Origin of the sequence: Akkermansia massiliensis (assembly GCF_023516715.1) — a bacterium.
GTDB classification, from domain to species: domain Bacteria; phylum Verrucomicrobiota; class Verrucomicrobiia; order Verrucomicrobiales; family Akkermansiaceae; genus Akkermansia; species Akkermansia massiliensis.
In genome coordinates, this window is sequence record NZ_JAMGSI010000001.1 from 172035 (window position 1) to 190992 (window position 18958).

Annotated in this window: 25 protein-coding genes and 2 tRNA genes; 22 read left to right on the forward strand and 5 right to left on the reverse strand. The window is 52.4% G+C overall.

Features of this window, described 5'->3' with window-relative positions:
* Nucleotides 1-128 precede the first annotated feature (128 nt).
* Entirely contained in the window at nucleotides 129-938 is an 810-nt protein-coding gene (locus tag M8N44_RS00685) for a histidinol-phosphatase (RefSeq protein ID WP_102728931.1), read from the reverse strand.
* 141 nt (nucleotides 939-1079) lie between these two features.
* On the opposite strand from M8N44_RS00685, the gene M8N44_RS00690 reads away from it, so the two are divergent.
* Complete coding sequence (locus tag M8N44_RS00690) at nucleotides 1080-2171, forward strand: phosphate acyltransferase (RefSeq protein WP_022396219.1); 1092 nt, start codon at nucleotides 1080-1082, stop codon at nucleotides 2169-2171.
* Here the strand turns inward: M8N44_RS00690 and tilS are convergent.
* On the reverse strand, nucleotides 2125-3132 hold the full coding sequence (gene tilS, locus M8N44_RS00695; protein WP_102728930.1) for a tRNA lysidine(34) synthetase TilS: 1008 nt from the start codon (nucleotides 3130-3132) through the stop codon (nucleotides 2125-2127). The two genes, M8N44_RS00690 and tilS, sit on opposite strands and share 47 nt — an antisense overlap.
* Nucleotides 3133-3236: 104 nt before the next feature.
* Complete coding sequence (locus M8N44_RS00700) at nucleotides 3237-3512, reverse strand: type B 50S ribosomal protein L31 (RefSeq protein WP_022396217.1); 276 nt, start codon at nucleotides 3510-3512, stop codon at nucleotides 3237-3239.
* A gap of 159 nt (nucleotides 3513-3671) precedes the next feature.
* Here M8N44_RS00700 and M8N44_RS00705 point away from each other — a divergent pair, with 159 nt between their 5' ends.
* The 11 genes from M8N44_RS00705 to M8N44_RS00755 all read left to right on the forward strand — a co-directional run bounded on the left by M8N44_RS00705 (nucleotide 3672) and on the right by M8N44_RS00755 (nucleotide 11932).
* Entirely contained in the window at nucleotides 3672-4538 is an 867-nt protein-coding gene (locus M8N44_RS00705; RefSeq protein ID WP_146021181.1) for a hypothetical protein, read from the forward strand.
* Between the two features lie 134 nt (nucleotides 4539-4672).
* Nucleotides 4673-4748: transfer RNA gene (locus tag M8N44_RS00710), tRNA-Phe, on the forward strand.
* A 35-nt stretch (nucleotides 4749-4783) separates the two neighbouring features.
* Nucleotides 4784-4860, forward strand: a tRNA-Pro gene (locus tag M8N44_RS00715).
* 371 nt (nucleotides 4861-5231) lie between these two features.
* On the forward strand, nucleotides 5232-6056 hold the full coding sequence (locus M8N44_RS00720; protein WP_215833323.1) for a tyrosine-type recombinase/integrase: 825 nt from the start codon (nucleotides 5232-5234) through the stop codon (nucleotides 6054-6056).
* A 59-nt stretch (nucleotides 6057-6115) separates the two neighbouring features.
* A complete protein-coding gene (locus M8N44_RS00725) occupies nucleotides 6116-7132 on the forward strand; it encodes a hypothetical protein (RefSeq protein WP_022397826.1) in 1017 nt (338 codons plus the stop codon).
* Nucleotides 7107-8276, forward strand: coding sequence for a DEAD/DEAH box helicase (locus M8N44_RS00730; protein ID WP_022397827.1), 1170 nt, complete (start codon nucleotides 7107-7109; stop codon nucleotides 8274-8276). Before M8N44_RS00725 ends, M8N44_RS00730 begins: the two co-directional genes overlap by 26 nt.
* Complete coding sequence (locus M8N44_RS00735; protein WP_249852978.1) at nucleotides 8204-9016, forward strand: hypothetical protein; 813 nt, start codon at nucleotides 8204-8206, stop codon at nucleotides 9014-9016. The genes M8N44_RS00730 and M8N44_RS00735 overlap by 73 nt, the downstream gene beginning before the upstream one ends.
* Entirely contained in the window at nucleotides 8985-10103 is a 1119-nt protein-coding gene (locus M8N44_RS00740; RefSeq protein ID WP_022397829.1) for a phosphoadenosine phosphosulfate reductase domain-containing protein, read from the forward strand. Before M8N44_RS00735 ends, M8N44_RS00740 begins: the two co-directional genes overlap by 32 nt.
* A 49-nt stretch (nucleotides 10104-10152) precedes the next feature.
* On the forward strand, nucleotides 10153-10533 hold the full coding sequence (locus M8N44_RS00745) for a hypothetical protein (protein ID WP_215709426.1): 381 nt from the start codon (nucleotides 10153-10155) through the stop codon (nucleotides 10531-10533).
* On the forward strand, nucleotides 10530-11048 hold the full coding sequence (locus tag M8N44_RS00750; protein WP_022397831.1) for an IbrB-like domain-containing protein: 519 nt from the start codon (nucleotides 10530-10532) through the stop codon (nucleotides 11046-11048). Before M8N44_RS00745 ends, M8N44_RS00750 begins: the two co-directional genes overlap by 4 nt.
* Before the next feature lie 125 nt (nucleotides 11049-11173).
* The gene (locus tag M8N44_RS00755) at nucleotides 11174-11932 is read left to right on the forward strand and encodes a hypothetical protein (protein WP_249852979.1); all 759 of its coding nucleotides are present in this window, start codon (nucleotides 11174-11176) and stop codon (nucleotides 11930-11932) included.
* Here M8N44_RS00755 and M8N44_RS00760 read toward each other — a convergent pair.
* Nucleotides 11927-12274, reverse strand: coding sequence for a helix-turn-helix domain-containing protein (locus M8N44_RS00760; RefSeq protein WP_022397833.1), 348 nt, complete (start codon nucleotides 12272-12274; stop codon nucleotides 11927-11929). The two genes, M8N44_RS00755 and M8N44_RS00760, sit on opposite strands and share 6 nt — an antisense overlap.
* Nucleotides 12275-12393: 119 nt before the next feature.
* Nucleotides 12394-13209 carry a S24 family peptidase gene (locus M8N44_RS00765; protein ID WP_022397834.1) on the reverse strand — a complete coding sequence of 272 codons (816 nt, stop codon included), beginning with the start codon at nucleotides 13207-13209 and terminating at the stop codon, nucleotides 12394-12396.
* Between the two features lie 85 nt (nucleotides 13210-13294).
* On the opposite strand from M8N44_RS00765, the gene M8N44_RS00770 reads away from it, so the two are divergent.
* The 10 genes from M8N44_RS00770 (at nucleotide 13295) to M8N44_RS00815 (ending at nucleotide 18958) form a co-directional block, all read left to right on the forward strand.
* Entirely contained in the window at nucleotides 13295-13489 is a 195-nt protein-coding gene (locus M8N44_RS00770) for a hypothetical protein (RefSeq protein ID WP_215709425.1), read from the forward strand.
* A gap of 352 nt (nucleotides 13490-13841) precedes the next feature.
* On the forward strand, nucleotides 13842-14024 hold the full coding sequence (locus M8N44_RS00775) for a hypothetical protein (RefSeq protein ID WP_215709424.1): 183 nt from the start codon (nucleotides 13842-13844) through the stop codon (nucleotides 14022-14024).
* Between the two features lie 5 nt (nucleotides 14025-14029).
* Complete coding sequence (locus tag M8N44_RS00780; protein ID WP_022397838.1) at nucleotides 14030-14398, forward strand: hypothetical protein; 369 nt, start codon at nucleotides 14030-14032, stop codon at nucleotides 14396-14398.
* Between the two features lie 34 nt (nucleotides 14399-14432).
* On the forward strand, nucleotides 14433-14909 hold the full coding sequence (locus M8N44_RS00785; RefSeq protein ID WP_249852980.1) for a hypothetical protein: 477 nt from the start codon (nucleotides 14433-14435) through the stop codon (nucleotides 14907-14909).
* Between the two features lie 65 nt (nucleotides 14910-14974).
* A complete protein-coding gene (locus tag M8N44_RS00790) occupies nucleotides 14975-15922 on the forward strand; it encodes a recombinase RecT (RefSeq protein ID WP_249852981.1) in 948 nt (315 codons plus the stop codon).
* Between the two features lies 1 nt (nucleotide 15923).
* Nucleotides 15924-16613: a lambda exonuclease family protein gene (locus M8N44_RS00795; RefSeq protein ID WP_022397177.1), complete on the forward strand. Its 690-nt coding sequence runs from the start codon at nucleotides 15924-15926 to the stop codon at nucleotides 16611-16613.
* Nucleotides 16614-16648: 35 nt separating this feature from the next.
* Nucleotides 16649-16951 carry a DUF1064 domain-containing protein gene (locus M8N44_RS00800; RefSeq protein WP_215709421.1) on the forward strand — a complete coding sequence of 101 codons (303 nt, stop codon included), beginning with the start codon at nucleotides 16649-16651 and terminating at the stop codon, nucleotides 16949-16951.
* A 1-nt stretch (nucleotide 16952) separates the two neighbouring features.
* Nucleotides 16953-17291 carry a hypothetical protein gene (locus M8N44_RS00805; protein ID WP_215709420.1) on the forward strand — a complete coding sequence of 113 codons (339 nt, stop codon included), beginning with the start codon at nucleotides 16953-16955 and terminating at the stop codon, nucleotides 17289-17291.
* Nucleotides 17292-17573: 282 nt separating this feature from the next.
* Entirely contained in the window at nucleotides 17574-18176 is a 603-nt protein-coding gene (locus tag M8N44_RS00810) for a hypothetical protein (protein ID WP_215709419.1), read from the forward strand.
* Nucleotides 18173-18958: a DNA adenine methylase gene (locus M8N44_RS00815; RefSeq protein ID WP_022397182.1), complete on the forward strand. Its 786-nt coding sequence runs from the start codon at nucleotides 18173-18175 to the stop codon at nucleotides 18956-18958. The genes M8N44_RS00810 and M8N44_RS00815 overlap by 4 nt, the downstream gene beginning before the upstream one ends.

Here is an 18958-nt window from a genome sequence, read left to right on the forward strand (position 1 = left end):
CCGGAAAGCGTGCGCCAGCCTCCGCAGCAAACGGGCTGCCGGAACAGGAAACTCAAGGCACGGGTTGCCCAGGCGGCAGACGCCGCGGCCCCGGGAAGCATTCCCTTCCCGCAGAGGAAAGGGGAAGGTCAGATTCCGGGGAGGGGATACAGCTCCATGCGGCCCTCCTGGAAGGAGGCCAGATGCGTGAAGCCCGCCTGGCGGGCCAGGTCCGCGGCGCGCTCAAAATCCCGGCCCACGTCCTCCGGCTTGTGGGCGTCTGAGCTGATGGTGAGGGGAATATTCATCTCCGCCGCCATCTTTAAAAACTGCGCGTCCGGATACTGTTCGGCGCACTTGTTGCGCCAGCCGGCGGTATTAAGCTCCAGGCAGGCGCCGGACTCCTTCATGGCTTCCAGAGACGGTTCGTAATAAGGACGCAAATCTCCGGAAGGGCGGAAGCCGAACTTCTTGATCAGGTCTGCATGGCCCATGATGTGGAACAGGCCTGAAGCCGCCATCTCCCGGAAGCGTTCCCAATACTGCCTCCATGCGTCCTCTACATCCGTCCGGTTCCAGAAATCCATCTTGTAGGGATTGTCAAACTCCTCCTTCTCCCCCAGATAATGGACGGACCCGATCAGGTAATCCCATGCGTGCAGGCTCTGCAAGTGCTCTATCCATGGCCCAATGCCGGGAAACCAGTCGCATTCCAGCGCGGCGCGGACCGTCAGGCCGTGCGGTGCGGCGCATTCCCGGGCCTCCGTGAGCCAGTCCAGATAGGCCGGCATGTCCGCCTGCTTCATGCGCCAGTCGTCAAAAGGCTCCCCGGGCATTGGGGCGTGATCTGAAATGCCGTATTCCCGGAGGCCGGCGCGGACGGCTGCCTGCACATATTCCTGCGGAGTGCCGGAGGCGTGCAGGCACAGGGGGGTATGGGTATGGTAATCGCAGTACATGGAGGAATGCCCATGTTAGCACGGCGGCGCGGGCGGTTCAACCCGGAGGACGTATTTGCCGATTATTTGCCGTCTTTGACATTATGGGTTGATTTTATGGACAGGATTTTTTAGAGTCGCGTTAAATAGGACACGTGACATATGAGTGATTGGCAAGGCTTTTCCCCGCTGAATGATTTTACAGGACCGCTCCTGGACAACCTGAAGCGTCATCCCAAGCGCATCGTTTTCCCGGAAGGGGAGGATGTTCGCGTGCTGCGCGTGTCCGAACGCTTCGTGGCGGAACAGGCAGGCGTGCCCATCCTGCTGGGCAGGAAGGAAGTCATCAGGAGGATGGCGGAAATGAACGGAATTTCCCTGAAATTCGTCCGCATCATTGAGCCGGAAAAAAGCTCGGACCTTCAAATGTTCTGCGACCGCTATGAACGGGCGGAACAAATGTTCGGCAACGGATTGCCCATGAACACCCGTGAAATCGTCTCCGAGCCGGTCCACTTTGCCGCCATGATGGTGCTTTACGGCCAGGCGGACGCCATTGTGGCCGGGAACATGAAAAGGGTGGCTTCCGTCTTCCGCGCCGTGAACAAATACCGGCAGGAACCCGTTCCTACCAAGCCCCTCTTTGCCATCTCGATCGTTCTCGTTCCCGAATTTGCCAAAAAATTCGGAGGCCGCGGCATCTACTTCCTGGCGGATACCGGGGTGACCCCTGATCCCACCGTGGAAAACATGGCCTACTTTGCCGTGGAAACGGCCAAAATGGCCCGGCACATGCTCGGCAAAAGCGTTCGCGTCGCCATGTTGAGCGCCTCCACCGCCGGGTCCGTGCCGGAACTGGCTGCGGACCGCACCAGGGCCGCTACCGCGCTGGCCCGGAGCATGGTGCAGAAGGACTGCCTGAACAATGAAATCTCCGTGGAAGGGGAAATCCAGATTGACGCCGCCCTGTCCCCGGACTCCTACAGCGTGCGCGTTCACCGCAACTCCATGCTTCAGCCCAGTGACGTGTGGGTCTTCCCGACCCTGGACGCCGCGGACATCTCCAAAAAGCTGCTCTGCATGATGCCCTCCGTATACAACTATGGCCTCATTCTGGGAGGGCTGCTCTTCCCGATTGCCCAGCTCCCGCGGCTGACGGATGAAGACAGGATGTTCGGCACCGCTCTGGTGGTGGGGAATGAAGCCATTAAATTCCACCTGCTGTACCCGCAGGGGGTTGCTCCCCTTTATTGATTGGGCACGGCGCATCCGTGACCATCAGGCGCTTCTCCTTGCGTACGGCCAGCTTGCCGCCGGGCAGGGAAGTCCGGGAAGGACCGTCCGTATCCAGAATGCTCATCACCCGGAGCACGGCGTCCTCCGTCAGGTCCGGAATATGCTGCCGGCGCAGGTAATCATGCACGGCGCATTGCCTCAGCTCCGCGGGAAGCTGGTTGACCTTGGGCAGGAACAGGCGCCCCTGGGGGTCTGCCAGATTCATGGAATCCAGCGCCTGGGAAAGCGCCGTGCGGATTTGGTTCTCAATGCGGCAGGCGCGTGAAAAGGAAAGGCTGGTGTCTCGCTGGAACAGCGTGTCCAGCCTGGGAATGACCTCATGGCGCAGGGCGTTCCTGGTATACTCTGCAGACTGGTTGCTGGAATCCTCCCGCCATGGAATATGGCGATGCTCCAGGTAGGCGGTAATATCCTTCCGGGAAAAATCCAGCAGGGGGCGTACGACAGTCAATCCGTTGGCCCAGGTGGAAACGGGTGACATGCCGTGAATGCCGGAAGCCCCGCGGCACAGGTGGAGAAGGGCTGTCTCCTGCTGGTCGTTCCGGTGGTGGGCCAGGGCCACGAAAGCCCCCGGATAGCCGGCAGCCCATTTCAGGAACAAGGCCTGCCGGGCATCCCGCGCCGCTTCTTCAATGGAAATTCCACGCGAACGGGCCATGCCGCGGACGTCCGCCCGTTCCTGGACACAGGGAACCCCCAGGCAGGCGGCGTACCGGCATACGAACTGTGCCTCCTCCTCCGCCTCCGGGCGCAGCCCGTGATTCACGTGGCAGGCAATGAGGTGGCATCCCGGCATTTGGGAAAGCAGGGAAAGCAGCGCCATGGAATCCCGTCCGCCGCTGATTCCGGCAAGGACGGGACGGCCGGAGCGGAGAAGCTCCGCAGACTGCTTGTCAAAATGGTCTGGTGTCAACGTCATGCTGCCGCCAGTGAAGCAGGAAAAAGGGGCAAAGAGAAGCCTGCAAATAAAAAACCCCGCTTTCCGGAAAGGAAACGGGGTTGGAAAACTGTTGGGGACAAGCCTTACTTGTTGAGCTTGGGCTTGCCGCCGCTGCGGCGGACAGCGCCGAAACGCTTCTGGAACTTGTCGATGCGGCCTTCCGTGTCCACGAACTGGTTCTTGCCGGTGAAGAACGGGTGGGAGTCGGAGGTGATGCCGCAGGAAACCACGAAATGTTCAACCCCGTCAATAACTTCCGTCTTGGGGGAGCGAACGGTGGAATGGGTGATGAAGCGGCGTCCGGTGGTGATGTCGACAAAAACGACCGGATTGTACTGGGGATGAATATCTTTCTTCATGGTGATGTATTGCGTTTCCGACGCAAGGGGAGCACCAGTATAGGAGTGTTTTATTGCATGTCAAGCATCCCCGCATAAAAATGCGGAAGTTTGTGAATGACGGTTCGGGAGCTTGCGGGAGGAACGGTTATGGGGATGATGTAACGGAAAATGGAGCAGGTGCTGAAGAGACCCCCCTGGTGGGCGTGGTTTTCCCTGATGGGACTGGAGATTCCTTCTGCAGCCATTGCATGGGCTTTTGCCGTCAGCCAGTCCCATCTGGTGGTAGTCTCCACCCCCTGGCTGTACCAATTCCTCTTTGTGGCCGTCTGGTGCGTCAACATGCTGGACCGGGTGCTTAAAATATTCCGGGGAGGCCCTGCGGTATACTCGGATGAATGCCTGCTGTTTGCCAAAAAGCACTGCTTCGTCATCTCCCTGCTCATTGTGGTGGCGGCCGTGACGGGGCTGTGGATCATGTTCTTCCAACTGGGCGTGGTCATCTTCCAGTTTGCCCTGCTTCCGGGTATTTGCAGCCTGCTCTTCCTCTACTTTTCCTCCAATCCGCACAAAAAGGGGAGCCTGTCCTCCGGATTCGTCATGGCATCATTCTTTGCCGCCGTCTCCTTTTCTACGGGAGCGGGAATCCCTGCCTACTTCTATGGAACGATGGGCGGAGGCTGGGGCGGCCAGCTGTCCACGCCCACCTGGTATCTCGTCGCTCTGGTCATCCTCAGCATGTTCAGCCGCAAACGGTGGAATGAAGAAGAGGAGGAAGACGGGCAGGACTCCGCCGCCCGGGACATGGTTTCCCTGGTCTGGATGGGGGTGATTGTGATCTACGTCGTCTTCTGCCTGGCCGCCGCCGCCCGGGAATATACCGGTGACGCGTGGATCTATTACGGGCTGGCCATGGCGGGGGTATTCATGTTCGTGCTGGACAGGTTGAAGAAGAACATGCCCCCTCTCCTGCTGTACACCCTCTCCTGGGTGGCGCTGATCTTTCCGCTGTTGCTGAGCGGTATTCTGGCTCAGGCCTCCTCCTGATTGACAGGGAAGAACTTCCTTGGGCCGGACACGGCAAAACGCAGGAAAATTGGAAAAATGATATTTTGTGGTTGCAATACCGGAGATGCGGTGCTAGATTCTGCCCCGCAAACACGTTCTGCGTGCAAGCAAGTGGCTCGGTAGCTCAGTCGGTAGAGCAGGGGATTGAAAATCCCCGTGTCGGCGGTTCGATCCCGTCCCGAGCCACCATTTTTTTCTCCCAATTTTTTAATCCCTTTTTTATACGGGAAGTAGCTCAGCCTGGTGGAGCGCCTGCTTTGGGAGCAGGATGTCGCAGGTTCGAATCCTGTCTTCCCGACCATTTTAAAGCCTGTAAATCCAATGATTTACGGGTTTTTGTTTTTAGGTGTATTTCTCGCTGGTTGTCCGTATGGTTGTCCGTAAATAGATATTATTCTTGCGGTTTAGGGGCCGCAGGGCATGCTTGAAGGCATGAAAAACACCCTCGTTGCGACGGATTATCCGAACCTGTACAAGTCAAAGGAGTCAGAAATTTTCTATGCCCGCATCGACAGAGGAAGAAAAACGGTGAAAAAGTCCCTCAAGACGCGCGTTTTGACGGAAGCCCTTTCCAGGCTTGCCGGGTTTCTGGCGGAGCAGGGGAGGGATGAATTACCTGTGGAATCCGTGTCTTGGTATTTGGCGGTTGATATGTACGTCCAGCGGCAGGAGATGAGGCCCAACCTCAAGCCGGCCGCGGTGGAATCCATCAAGTTCTTTGCCGGTCGTGCCAAAAAGCTTGTCGTCCGCGACATGGCGGCGGAAGCCATCACGGAACAAATATGTCGGGTTTGGTGGAAGAAGGATGCTCTGTCCGTATCTGCACGCACAGCAAACGGAACGCTCGCCATTGTGAAAAATGTATTTTCCATGCTCCAGGATGCTGGCTGCCTCAAGAACAACCCAGCAGCCAAGCTTGAACGAATGACGTTGCGGAGCGGAAAACTTCATGTTCCTGGAAAAGAAGATTTCCGGAGAATTATTGAGGAAGTGAAAAAAGCTCCTATATTAAGGAAGTGGCAAAAAAAGGGCCTATATTCCGAAGCGGCGGACATGATCTCCTTCCTGGCTTATTCAGGGCTGCGTATTGAAGAAGCCCGGCGCCTGGTGTGGGGAGATATTGGAAAGGAATCTATTTCCGTGCCTGACATCAAGCATGCCACCTCACGCCGGACCCTGTACATTAACGCATCCCTGGCCGAGGTGATAGAAAGCCTCCGAAGGGAAAGACGGGGGAATAGCCCCGATGACCCGGTATTTGCCATAGAAAACCCCCGGAAAGCCCTCACAAACGCTTGTATCAGGCTTGGGCTGCCTCACGTCCGTATTCACGACTTGCGCCATTTCTTCGCAACGTCCTGCATTGAAGCAGGGATTGACATTCCTACGGTTGCAAAATGGCTCGGCCATCGTGACGGCGGAGCGCTGGCTATGAAGGTGTATGGGCACCTCCGGGACGAACACAGTAAGGAGGCCGCAAAGAAGCTTGTCTTCTGATTTATCAAAAAAAGATAAATACCTATTGACAATTTATCATATATTGATAAATTGTCGGCATGAAGTACGAAATCACCTACTCATGCGGCCACGAAGGCGTCAAAGACTTGATCGGCAAACAATCTGAACGGGACAGAAAGATCAGGTATTATGAAACCCAATGCCTGTGTCCGGAATGTGCCCGGAAAAAGCGGGATGAAGAAAACAAGGCGCTGGGCGTTGTCCTGCACCTGACCTGTGACCATGATACCGAAATCATTGAAATCATTGCCTACGGCGACACCTACGCCCACAAGGAAGAGCTGAAGAAGCTGGGGTTCAGGTTCGGTGAAATATCATGCGCTTTCTTGAATACAAGCCGCTACGGCGCGCGTCAGAAATGTTGGTCCTACACTCCCAGCTATTCAACCCCGGAGGAACTGAAGGCGGAATATGATTCCCTGGTTGCCCGCGTCAAGGAAGGCGTGACGACGCACGTTTCCGAACGGAAGCCTGAAATGGGAGACATTTCCCTGCTCAACAAAATCCTGTTGAACCGCAAGCAGGAACTTGAACGCAAGGAGCAGGAGAAAAAAGAAGCGGAAGCCGCTCGCCAGGAACGGACCCGCCAGGAGACCGAAAGGAAAGCTCAGGAAGAACGCAACAAGTGGAAGCGCGTTGCCATTCCTGCCGAATGCGCTCGGAACATCGGGGGTATCTCTGGAAATATCCGCATCAAATTCCCTGCGGAATCCCGTCTGGCCGAATACTCGTTTGTGGTCGGCAACTACTGCGTTTTTGAAGGCAGCCATGATGGGGAACTTTACCTTGAACTGTACCGGAATTTCGAGAAGACGGCCATGAAGCTGAAAAGGCTTGAGAAGAAGAATAAGCAAGGGAAATGGTACGAGCTCGTCGAACCGGTCACGATTCATAGGGCGGACGTCATTGAATGCTTCGGGAACGAAGTTGACCATGACGCCCCAAAAACGGAAAAGGCTTCTCTCGTCTATGACGACGGAAAAGAGGAAATCCACCATACGCCGGAACCTAAAACCCCTGTTGACATTGATGCAGCCGAGGAACTTAAACGATGATCAGGCGGAGGCTGTCCGCAAGCTCCATGAACTGAAGGTGGGAGCCCTTTTCATGGAGTGCGGAACCGGCAAGACGCAGACGGCTTCTGTCCTGGTCAACTCCGTGGACGGGGTGGATTATCTGCTGTGGCTTTGCCCCTGCCAGACCAAGGACAACTTGAGGCAGGAAATAGCCCGGTGCGGCTTGCGGTATGAACCGGATATTGTCGGCATTGAGTCTATCGGCCAGAGTGAGCGAATTTACATGGAAGTCATGCGGAAGCTGCAAGCGGCCACGCACCCGTTCATTGTGTGCGACGAGAGCATCAAAATCAAAAACCTGTACGCTGTCCGGACCCGCCGCTTGTTGACCCTTTCCAGACTGTCGGAATACAAGCTTATTTTGAACGGAACCCCGTTGACAAAGGGACTCACTGACATTTACGCTCAAATGGAATTCCTGTCTCCGAAAATTCTGGACATGAGATATTCCGAGTTCCTTGATACGTTTTGCTACTACCATGCAATCAAGAGGTTCAAGCGTGTTGTCAAACGCGTGATTGTGGGGTACGCGAATATAGACTATCTGCTTTCCATCATCCGCCCGTATGTGTATCAGTGCAGCCTGAACCTCCCCCTTGAAAAGCAGTATGGAGACCGCTGCTATTCCCTCACGGACGAAGAAATGGCGGCCTATGAACACCTCAAGGAGCGCTTGCTGACGCTTGACGTGTTCAGGGACACCCATTTTTTTGGAATCATCCAGCGCATGCACCATCTCTATTGCTGCTCGGAAGGTAAATTTGAACTCATGGAAAAGCTGCTGACACCTCGAACGATCGTCTACTGCAAATTCCTGAAGAGCAAACGAGAGATTGAAAAACGGTTCCCGGGAACGCTGGTTTTGACCTACGGGAAGGGGTCTTTTGGCTTGAACCTGCAAGCGTACAACCGCATTGTCTATTTTGACAAAACGTTTGACTACGCATTCCGCGAACAATCTGAAGCCCGTATTTACAGAACCGGACAGCAAGAAGACTGTTCCTACTTCGATTTGAGTGGTAATGTCGGCCTGGAATATTTGATGGATGAATGTATCAGGAAGAAAACGAACCTGATTTCTTACTTCAAAACCCACGGAAACGAGACTATAAAAAAACTATGAAGGCTATCTTTCTCGGTGAGCAAAATCCGAAGGAAATCGTTGAGGATTATCTTAAAAACAACCAGATAGAGAGAGTGTTCATCATTGGCGACAAGATTGACCTGGACTCGGGCGCCCGCGTGGATCACATCACGTATGCTCAAACTATCCTGTACAAATTTTATTATCCTTGGTTGAAAGACATTACGTCAAATTGCCTCGTCGTGTGGAACAATGCCATGCGGACAAAAAGCCGTTACGACCTGCATTATAACTGCATCAGGCGGTACATGCAGCAGGCGGACCACCGCATCATTTTTGAACATTTCCCGGTCAGGGAGAAGGAAGAGGAATTCATGATCCTTTGGGATATGACGCTGAACAACCCCTTTTTGAAAGAGCCCTACGCTGAATGCGATTTTTCGCAGGGTGAAATTCACCTGGGGGACATCCGGTTTGAAGTCCATGAAACTCCCGTGGAGTTGGATGAAGAAGAGCTGGCCGCTTACGCTGCCGAAAAGGACCGGATTGTTGGGGAAGTGAAGAAAGACCCGAACATTGTGCCGCGGCGCCTTCTGAAATGGACGGAAGCCTTGGCTGCCAAAAAGGTTGGCGGGGAATACGACACCAAGGGAACCATCAAGCCGGTCATGAACGTGACCGTCACCAATACGGGGGTTGACGCATACTATATGGGCCGCCTCAATGATTACAGAAGAGCAGTAAACAATGTCTGCGAAAAAATACAACGTCGAGGTTAACGTAGTGGATGCCGCCCGGGAAAGGATGGCGTTCATCTTTGACCACTTTGAAGACATCATCGTATCCATTTCAGGGGGGAAAGATTCAACCGTCCTGTGCCACCTTGCCCTTGAGGAAGCCCGGCGCCGCAGGCGCAAGGTCGGCTTGTTCTACCTTGATGAAGAAGTCGTCTATGACGCTACCATCCGGCAGGTAGAATACCTGATGGACATGGACCCCGAGCACACCATGCGGTACTGGTTGCAGATTGAATTCAACCTGACCAACTCGGTTGACATTTCAAACGGACAGTTCCATTGCTGGGACCCGAAGGAGCGGCCCAACTGGATGCACAAGCGCAGTTCAAAGAACATCCTCAACCGGACATGGACACATGAAACCGTTATTGCCGACAAGAACAAGGGGTTCGGCTTTTACGATGTCATTACCAATTTTGAGATGGGATTCAGGAATGCTGCGTTCCTGGTGGGGCTCCGCGCAGACGAAAGCCTGAACCGGTACAGAACCATGATCAAGCATCCTGGCTTTGAGGGCGTGTTCTGGTCCACGAAAAAGCAGTTCGGCAATTTTGCCTTTTACCCAATTTACGATTGGGCCTTTTCCGACATTTGGAAGTACATCGCGGAACATGGGCTCAAGTATCATAAATACTATGATTTTGCCTTCCTGAAGGGAACCCCGCCTCACGCTATGCGCGTTTCTTCCCTGGTGCATGAAAAAAGCTTCAAGGCCATTCAGGACTTGCCGGAATTCGAGCCGAAGACCTATGACCGGCTTTTGAAGCGGACCAAGGGCATTTCCTTTGCCCAGGAGACGGCTAAGGATAAAAAGATGTTCAGATGCCAGCAGCTGCCGAAGAACATCAAGACGTGGCGCGAGTACAGGGACATCCTGCTTCAAACGTACCCGGTCCCGGAGCGCCGCGAGATATTCCGGAAGCGGTTTGCAAAACACCTGGACAACGAATTTGTTGCCCGGCAGCAATGCCGGCAGCTCATTTTGAATGACTATGAAAACAACCTCCCCGTGAAGAACACGGAAGACCCGCTGGTTGAAAAGCTCAACTACTGGAAAGATATTTTATGAAAATGATAAATTGCGTTGAATATTTATCAAAAAATGATACGTGTGTCTCATGAATGAAAATCCCGCCAAGCACCCTTTCTATGTAATTATTGATGATATGGCGTCCACACTGAATAGAATGCCATTGTCTGCCGCGGAAATAACCGATTTAGCATCGTCCATCCGCGACGGGCTTCGTCAGGCACAGAACCCGAATTTGATATATTTCCTTTCAGAGTCCGTTGATCTGTCTCCAAAAAGTAGGGATGTTGGAAATATTGATGAAAGCCGACTTCACGAAGAAGTGGAACGGGTTATTGGCGAAGTTATTGTTCTATCTCAATTTGATTTATATGAAATGAACTCAAGAATTACTTTTGCGAGGCATTGTTTAGAAATCGCTGATACACTAGATGCCCTGGCTTGCAGAATAAGGAATTACATCGTATGAAAATCGACATTCCATGCCTAGACGTGCGGATGGTAGACCGGGAAGAGCTCCAAGCCAATGATTACAACCCGAACACCGTTCCCAGGGACAAAATGCTCTTGCTGAAGCAGTCCATTTTGGATAATGGATTTTGCTTCCCTATTGTGACGATTTGGAGCGAAGAAGACGAAAAATATATTATCGTTGACGGGTTCCACCGTTTCACAATTTGCCAGCCTGAATGGCTTAATATCAAGAAAGTTCCTATTGTCGTTCTGAAGCACGATTTGAGCCAGCGCATGACGGCCACGGTGCAATTCAACAAAGCGCGGGGTGTCCACGCCGTTGACAAGGATGCAGACATTGTGAAAGCACTGCTGGAACAGGGGAAGAAGGAAGAGGAAATTGCAAACTCCCTCGGGCTGGATTTGGACACGGTACTGCGGTACAAGCAGATGACCGGCATTCTGGCCCTGTTTGAAGGGGTCAACTACTCTCATTCATGGGGCATCAAAGACGGGGAGGACGCGCAATGAGCAATGAAAACAAATGGGAATACGACGGGAGCATCAAGAAATACCCCATTGCCCCCGGCGAAGTGTGGGAGCAGGAAGGAAACAAAGTTGCCATCAATGACATCTTTGACGGGCTGCCCGCTTTCATGAAGGAAGCGGACTTGGTTTTCATCGACCCTCCGTGGAACTTGGGGAATGCAAACGCGTTTGTGACGAAGGCCGGGCGGACTGATTACAAGGATGATTTTGTCCGGTTCTACAAGAAAGTCTTTGAACGGTTATCGGAAATCAACCCGGAAACCGCCTATATTGAAATCGGGAAGGAATATCTTGCCGAGTTCATGATAGAGGCAAAAAAGCTTTATAAGTACGTTACTTGCTACAATTCCTCCTATTACCACAAAAAGGAAAATGTGTGCTACGTCATCCGGGCCAGCAGGAAGGCCAAGAAGCCCAAGCTTGACGGGCTGGACGAAGAAGACATCATCGCGTGGATTTGTGAGAATGAAGAGTATTCCTGCATTGGCGATTTTGTGATGGGCCGCGGGCTGGTCGGGTACTACGCCCATAAATTCGGGCGCCGCTTTGTAGGGTGCGAGCTCAATCCGAATCGGTTGGCCGTTCTTTTGAATAGGATCGGTGGAGAATGGAAGGTTTCACCGTTGCATGATTCCATCCCAGTTTTAAAACAGCTTATTGAGTACAATGGACGCCTGCTGGACCCGGTTTTCATCATCGGGCAACGCATGAAGGAACTGACGGGGCAGGGAATCCCTGTAATGGAGGCCCGGGCGAAGATTGCCGCTCATTTTGGGGTGAAGCCTCTGACAATTCACCGATGGACAACGCGCCAGTCTGATTTTCCTGTGAAGCTTGAAATGGTAAAAAAGCTTGTGGCTTTATAGGTTGTGGTGCGGCACGTTAGAGAGTGCAATAAGCGTTCTTGAGGCCCATTTTTCAATCGTCATGCCATGGATGTTCGCCGTCATTCTAGCCCGGTCAAATTGATTGCGGGGAAATGGCACCTCAATAATGTCCATATCAGGGTCATGCAGGCTTTTTTGGCGCCGGCTGTATTCTTCCTTCATGATGCGCTCAATGACACGTTGCCGTGCTTCCGGAATTGGAAGGTAGGAAAGCCATTTATCAACTTGGCTCTTCCTGACGCCGCAAAGATCGGCAAAAACCTCTCTGCTCATTTCCATATCCTTCAGAAACGCCCGGATTTTGTCTTTTGTGTCATCCATGCGGACATTTTTCCCAAATGGCAAACAGCGGCAAGTTTTTTCTGATGATTTTACTTTTTAGGAATAACTTAGTTTGAAAAGATTCCTATTATAGCAAGCACTTGCTAAATGAGGAATTCTTATCCTTTACGCCAATCTTTCAACGTTTCCACATACACGGCGGAGATTTTACCTTCTTCAATGGGCTCTACATCCTTAAAGGCTGAGTTGATAGACTTGAGGACATATTCTTGTTTCCCTGTTTCAGGATTCTTGCGGCGGCCAAGTTTTTTCAGGGTATAGTCATTCCCCTCATTGTAAACCACCAAGGTTCCAAGCTTGGGAAAGAGATAATCCTTGTATTCTCTTACGACAACCAGCGAGCCATCCGGTATTTTGGGCTCCATCGACTTCCCATTCACGTGCAGTACATATTCGTCTTTCTCCAAGGGGCGTCCGATAAGAATGTCCTGTAGAATGGTCGCACCGTCCGCGGGTTTACCTGCGGCCGTGTTACCTATGATTTGTGCTTTATAGTCCGGCGACTCCACTGCTGTTTCAACCGGAACAAACTGCCTACGGACAGGTTCTTCTTTGGCCGCGTTTTTGTAATACTCCCGGGCAGTGACCTGGAGGATATAGGAGACCATGTCTTCAAGCTTTTTGTGCATTTCGTCCGCCAGGGACCGGAGTTGTTTTTCAAAGTCAGGGGGAAGTTCAAATTCAATTTCTTCATCCCCGTTCATGAGGCGTTCAATGAGTTCCATTTTTTGAGAAACGATCGGCTTGCCTGCGGAAAGCCAGTTATCCACCGTTCGCTTACTGACCAGCGTTTTTTCAGCTAACCAAGCGCGGTCTTTCCCTATCTCTTTGAGCCACGTTTTGATGTCTTCTGCATTGAGCATGTCAGCATTATGCACCAGAAGCGCATTAGAGGCAATAGAAATATTTATCATGAATGCACCTAGAGCGAAAATTAATATTGACTAGATTTCGTTTGTGGTGCATTTTGTAATCATCAACAACACGCAAGACGCGAATATGATCATCGACCTGAGAAAAGAACCGAAAGAAGTAAGGGAATGGGTACAGGATGCCGAGAGGGCCACAGGCTTGAGCGGCTTTGCTCTCATTATGGGAGCCATTATGGATTTTTCCAACAAGGCTAAAAAGAATCGTCGCCCCCGTAAGAATCCCGCTCCCAAGAAACCAACAACGTATCCCAAAGAAAAATGACAAAATGGGAAATATTTTGTTGAATTCTTCTGCTAAAATAGTAAATCTGGATTTGTTAGAACGATAATATCCAAAAATAACAAGGTAAATCATGAGGCCCTACGCAGATATCAACGGAGATTTCCACTGCCCTGAATGTGGGGCGCTCCTGGTGGACTTCGACGAGGCTGACCCTCTGTGCAGAGGATGCTGTGAATCCTGTGGATGGGAAGAAACCGACGATGAACCCGCTTTCCCATACGCCGACACCTACGGCGGCCATTTTTGAACCATGGAAGAATCCCTGATTGAAGAACTGAAGCGGCTCGGCTGGTACGAGCTTTAACCCCAACCCTAAACAACAATGAGAAAAATGACGAATGAACAATACTGGATGCGCCGAGACCGCGACGCAAAAATAGAATCCCTATACGGCTGCCCGCTGGACTTGCCGGAAAATGACCTCAAGCCCCGGCCTGGCATCGTGCAGAACCTTGTCTTTTCCTCCCTGCTGGTTGGCATCTGCACGATCATTTATTTCATCGTTAAATCTTAGTGTATATGAACGGATTGGATCAATTTGTAACTTCTATCGTGGAGCAGACTATTGAAAGTCTGCATGACCGCGGCTTGTTGATTTTGGAAGAATCCGATGAACAGAAAGCCGCCCGCATGTTTAATGGAAAGCTGGAACTCTCTATAAACGACCTGGCGCAGCATCCAGCCTGCGGATGGTCACGCAAGAAGACTATTAAACTTCTACGGGACAAACACATAGAAGACCTTGGTACCAGTGCCCGCGACTACCGTATTTCTGCCGTGAGCGTGTACCGCTTTCTTACTAAGGAGAAAATCTCTCAGACAGGGGTCGACATGAACAGACCTCCCGCAAAACGGAAGAGGAACCCCCCAAGTACCATTTCCAACTAACCTAACCTAAGTAACAACAAACAGAAAAAACACCATGCAAAGAAACGAATGTAAGACTGGAACAGCGAAGTACGACCCGGCGCGGAAATACCGCAAGGGGGATTTAGTTCGAATCACCGGATTTCACGGGAGGCTTTTCGGAAGTGGAGGTAATCGGGAGTTGTCCGCAAATAACGCAATTGGAGGCCAAGTGGCCCTTTGTGGAGACGAGATTGCGGGAGGGGATGTTAGCCTCCCTGATGGCGTTTTACTAAACCGAAACAATTACCTTTCAGTTGCTTGTATCAAACTTGTCAAGCCGATTGAAGAAATTGAAGCGGAACAACCTTATAGGGTCGAAGAGATGGCTTTTAATTTCCGGGTCACGAGAGATATCTACTATATGCACACAATATGGTGGAATTCAGACGCTTGTCTCACATCTCCCTACAACAAGGAAGAAGCCTTAAGGAAAGCGCAGGAGCTTTGCGACGAACTGAACCGCAAGCATCAGGAATCCCTGAATGCCTAAAAAGCAGTTGGCCGGGGTCAGCGCCAACTGATCCCCGGCCTGTTACACAGAACCATGCAAAGATTATGAGTAACGCACCTACACATAAACTAGATTTGCCCCAGGCGCCAGTCCCGAAAAAGACACTCCATGAAATTGTGATGTCGGAGGACATGAAGAGCCACATTGCCCAGCTTGTAGAGGGCATGATGACGCCGGAACGCTGTATCAGTATCTTCTGGCACTGCTGCCAGAAAACCCCACTCCTTCAGCAATGCGCCCCTGTAACGCTGATTGCATCCCTGAAAAACCTGCTGATGATGCGTTGTGAGCCTGACGGCATCCACGGCTATCTTGTTCCATTTTGGGCTAAAGACAAGGCAACCGGAAAGCCCGTGCTAACCTGCGTGCCGGTGCCCTCCGCCCGCGGCCTGATGCGTATGGCCCGCTCCAATGGCGTCACCAACCTCAACATTGGCATTGCACGTGAGGGAGAGCCGTTTTACTGGAATATCGAGGACGGGAAATTTGTCATGGGTCACACCCCCGGATGGGATGACGACAAGAAACCCATCAGGGGTTTTTACTGTATCTGGACAGACAAGGATAGCTACTTGCACGGGGAGCGGATGAGTCTGAAAGCCGTCAATGATATCATGGCCCGCTCCAACTCCCGTAACAAGAAGGGGGAAATCGTAGGACCCTGGAAAACCGATTTTGAACAAATGGGCTTGAAAACAGTGATCAAGCGCGCCTCCAAGCAATGGGATTTGCCCTTGTATATCCAGCAAGCCATGAGCGTCTCCGACGAACAGGAATTTGGAAGCGAAATGCGGAATGTAACCCCGGAAAAAACCGATGGACCCGCCGAAGGGGAAACCCCGTGGAACAACGCGCCAGCACCTGAAGAATTCCAAAACGACCAACCGGAAGCCCTGCCGGAACCGGAGCCGGAAGGACAGAATGACCTTATTCCCGGACTGAAGATGCCCGCGCCGAAAGAGCCCGTAACCATCAGCAGGGAGGACTATTGACATGAGCCTATCATCGAATTGTACCGTTTACGAGAACGTGCCCCAGCGTTCGGAAGCGTGGTTCAAGTTGCGCTCCGGACGCCTGACGGCCAGCAATTTTGACAGGCTGCTTACCCCTACGGGACGCAAACCCCAGCCCAAGAACAACAAAGAAAGGGGCCCGTGGGGCGCCCTGATTATTGAATTGTGCTGCTCTTTCCTCCGTCCTGATGAAATCCAATGGGAAGGAAACCGCCACACGGACCGGGGAGAAGAACTGGAACCGGAAGCCAGGGACGAATTCAGAAAAATAACCGGACTGACTGTCAAGGAAGTGGGGTTTGTCCTTTGCAAAGACGGCCCGGTTGGGTGCAGCCCTGACGGACTCATTGTTGATGCGTCTGGCGATTACATTGCCGGACTGGAAATCAAGTGCCCTCTCTCCAAGACACATGCTCTTTACCTGCTCAACGGCGTGCTGCCAGATGACTACCGGCAGCAAGTTCACGGCTCTATGGCCGTGACGGGGTTGCGGACATGGTATTTCATTTCCTACTGCCGGGGCCTGCGTCCGTTTGTCATCAAGGTGGAGTGGGATGAATACACGGACAAAATCAAGGAAGCCTTGGATGAATTTAAAGCGGAATATCGGGATAAATACGATCTCATTATGCCGCGCATCCGCCCGGCAGCAGAAGGGAGGGCGGCATGAGAACGAAGGCAAGAGCTATCCACCGGCCCGGCGTGATGAACAAAACGGAAGCCGCCTATGGCTTTTACCTGTCTGACCTCCAAAACAAAGGGGAGATACGGGAATTCAAGTTTGAAGCCGTCAAACTGATCCTGGGGAACCGCTGCTCATACACACCGGATTTCATGGTTGTCCGCCCTGACGGCACCCTTGAATTCCACGAGGTGAAAGGCTTCTGGCGCGACGACGCCAGGGTAAAAATCAAGACCGCCGCCGACAAGTTCCCCTTTGTTTTTATCGCTGCCAAGCAGACAAAAACGGGTTGGGAAATCGAAACAATCCAGGAAGGAGAAAATTGAAATGAATAGATTTAAGAAAACATATAGAGAATGCCTTTGCTTAGTATCATCAGGAGGTTTTGTCGCAGGATGTATTTATCCGATCGTTGGTTGGAATAATGGTCTACATGTTATTACAGAAGATAAAAACGGTGAACCATTGGATTATTTGCTTCATAATGGGGGCGGTGATCCTGTTGAAAACGAATATGGGATAACAGGCGATCTTGCGGCGGTAGATGATAGATTCGACGAAGAACAAGGAAACTTAATATTCCGAACTTTGGTTGACGGTAAAATCGACACATATCCGTGGGAACTTGAACAGAAGGGAGGGGCCGAAAATGAAACTGACGCCTGAACAGAAAGCTTTTTACGAGTACGGGAAAGCCCGTGAGGCTCTTCGGCTCTTTAAGACGGACTTTGCATACCGGGAAGAAACTTTAAGAGAATTCTACGAGAACTATGTATGTGAAGCCTGGCAGAAGCGGGCCGCGTGCAGGGCGTGGGTGCCTTTAAAGGAGCGAAATTGCAACAATTGCATGCACCTTTATCGCGACACGAAATTTGGTTCTCCTTGTTTTTGTTGCACAGGTATTGACGACGAAATTCCCAATAACTGGGAGCCGAGAAAGGAGGCATTATGAAGGACTGGACAGGGAATAAAAGGACGCTTGGCGCTACGCTGGGAGCATCCTATCTCGCCACCGGTGAAAGGCCGAGGGAAGACTATTACGCCACCGATCCGGACATGGTGCGGGATCTGCTCAACGCTGGCGCGCCTCTCCGTCAGCGGGTATGGGAACCAGCCTGCGGAGCTGGTCATATCGTCAATGTCCTGCGGGAGCGGGGGCATGAAGTCTGTGCAACCGACATTGTTGACCGTGGATGTCCTGATTCCTGCGTACAAGATTTCTTGTGGGAGTTCGACGATGGCGAGATAGGAGACGTGGATATTATGACCAATCCTCCCTACGCCACAGCCCTTGAATTTGTCGAGCGTGCGCTTGCCTGCGTCAAGGATGGAGCCAATGTCTGGATGCTTCTGCGTCTCCAGTTTTTAGAGGGCAAGGCCCGGCGCCGGTTGTTCGACGTTGCCCCCCCCTCCGACGTGTGGGTATTCAGCGAGCGGCGGACCTGCGCCAAAAACGGGGATTTTTCCAAAACCGAAGGCGGCGCCATTGCCTACGCTTGGTTTCACTGGGTCAAAGGATATAACAATCAAACTATTGTGAAGTGGTTATGAAAGCCGTACTGCGATATTTAGGCGGTAAAAACCGCCTTGCCCCGTGGATTATCCGGCATTTCCCGGCTCACACTTGCTATGTGGAGCCATACAGCGGAAGCCTGGGTGTCTTGCTCAACAAGGCCCCGGCGCCGGTGGAAATCTGCAATGACAAAGACGGCGAGATTGTCAACCTGTTCCGCGTCCTCCGCAGTGAGGACGCCGGACGGCTGCTTGAGGCCGTCATGCTGACCCCATACAGCCGTGACGAGCTCAACGACTCCGCCCCTGCAGGTGATGCCGTGGAGCGTGCCCGGCGTCTGCTAGTGCGCTCCTGGATGGGGATTGCAAGCGACTCTTTCAGGGATGGACGTTCCGGCTTACTCGTAAGCCGGAACAGGGTGCCTTCTCCGGCTACCGACTGGGACCGGCTGCCGGAAACTCTGCGGCTGGCCACCCAGCGGTTAAAGCACGTCCACGTGGAAAACCGGGACGCCCTTGACGTCTTACAGGCCCACGACGGGCCGGAAACACTCCACTACGTTGACCCGCCTTACATGCCAGCCACGCGCACCAGGACGGGGCGATACAGCCATGAGTACACGGAGGACGATCACCGGCGCTTGCTCAACGTCCTGGTCACGCTGCAGGGCAAGGTGGTGTTGTCCGGCTATGATAACGAGCTTTACAACTCCGCCCTGCAGGGCTGGCACAAGGACTCCATCAAGACCATTTCCAACATGAGCAGTCCACGTGTGGAATGCCTGTGGATTAACTACAACCCCCAACTGACGCTTTTTTAA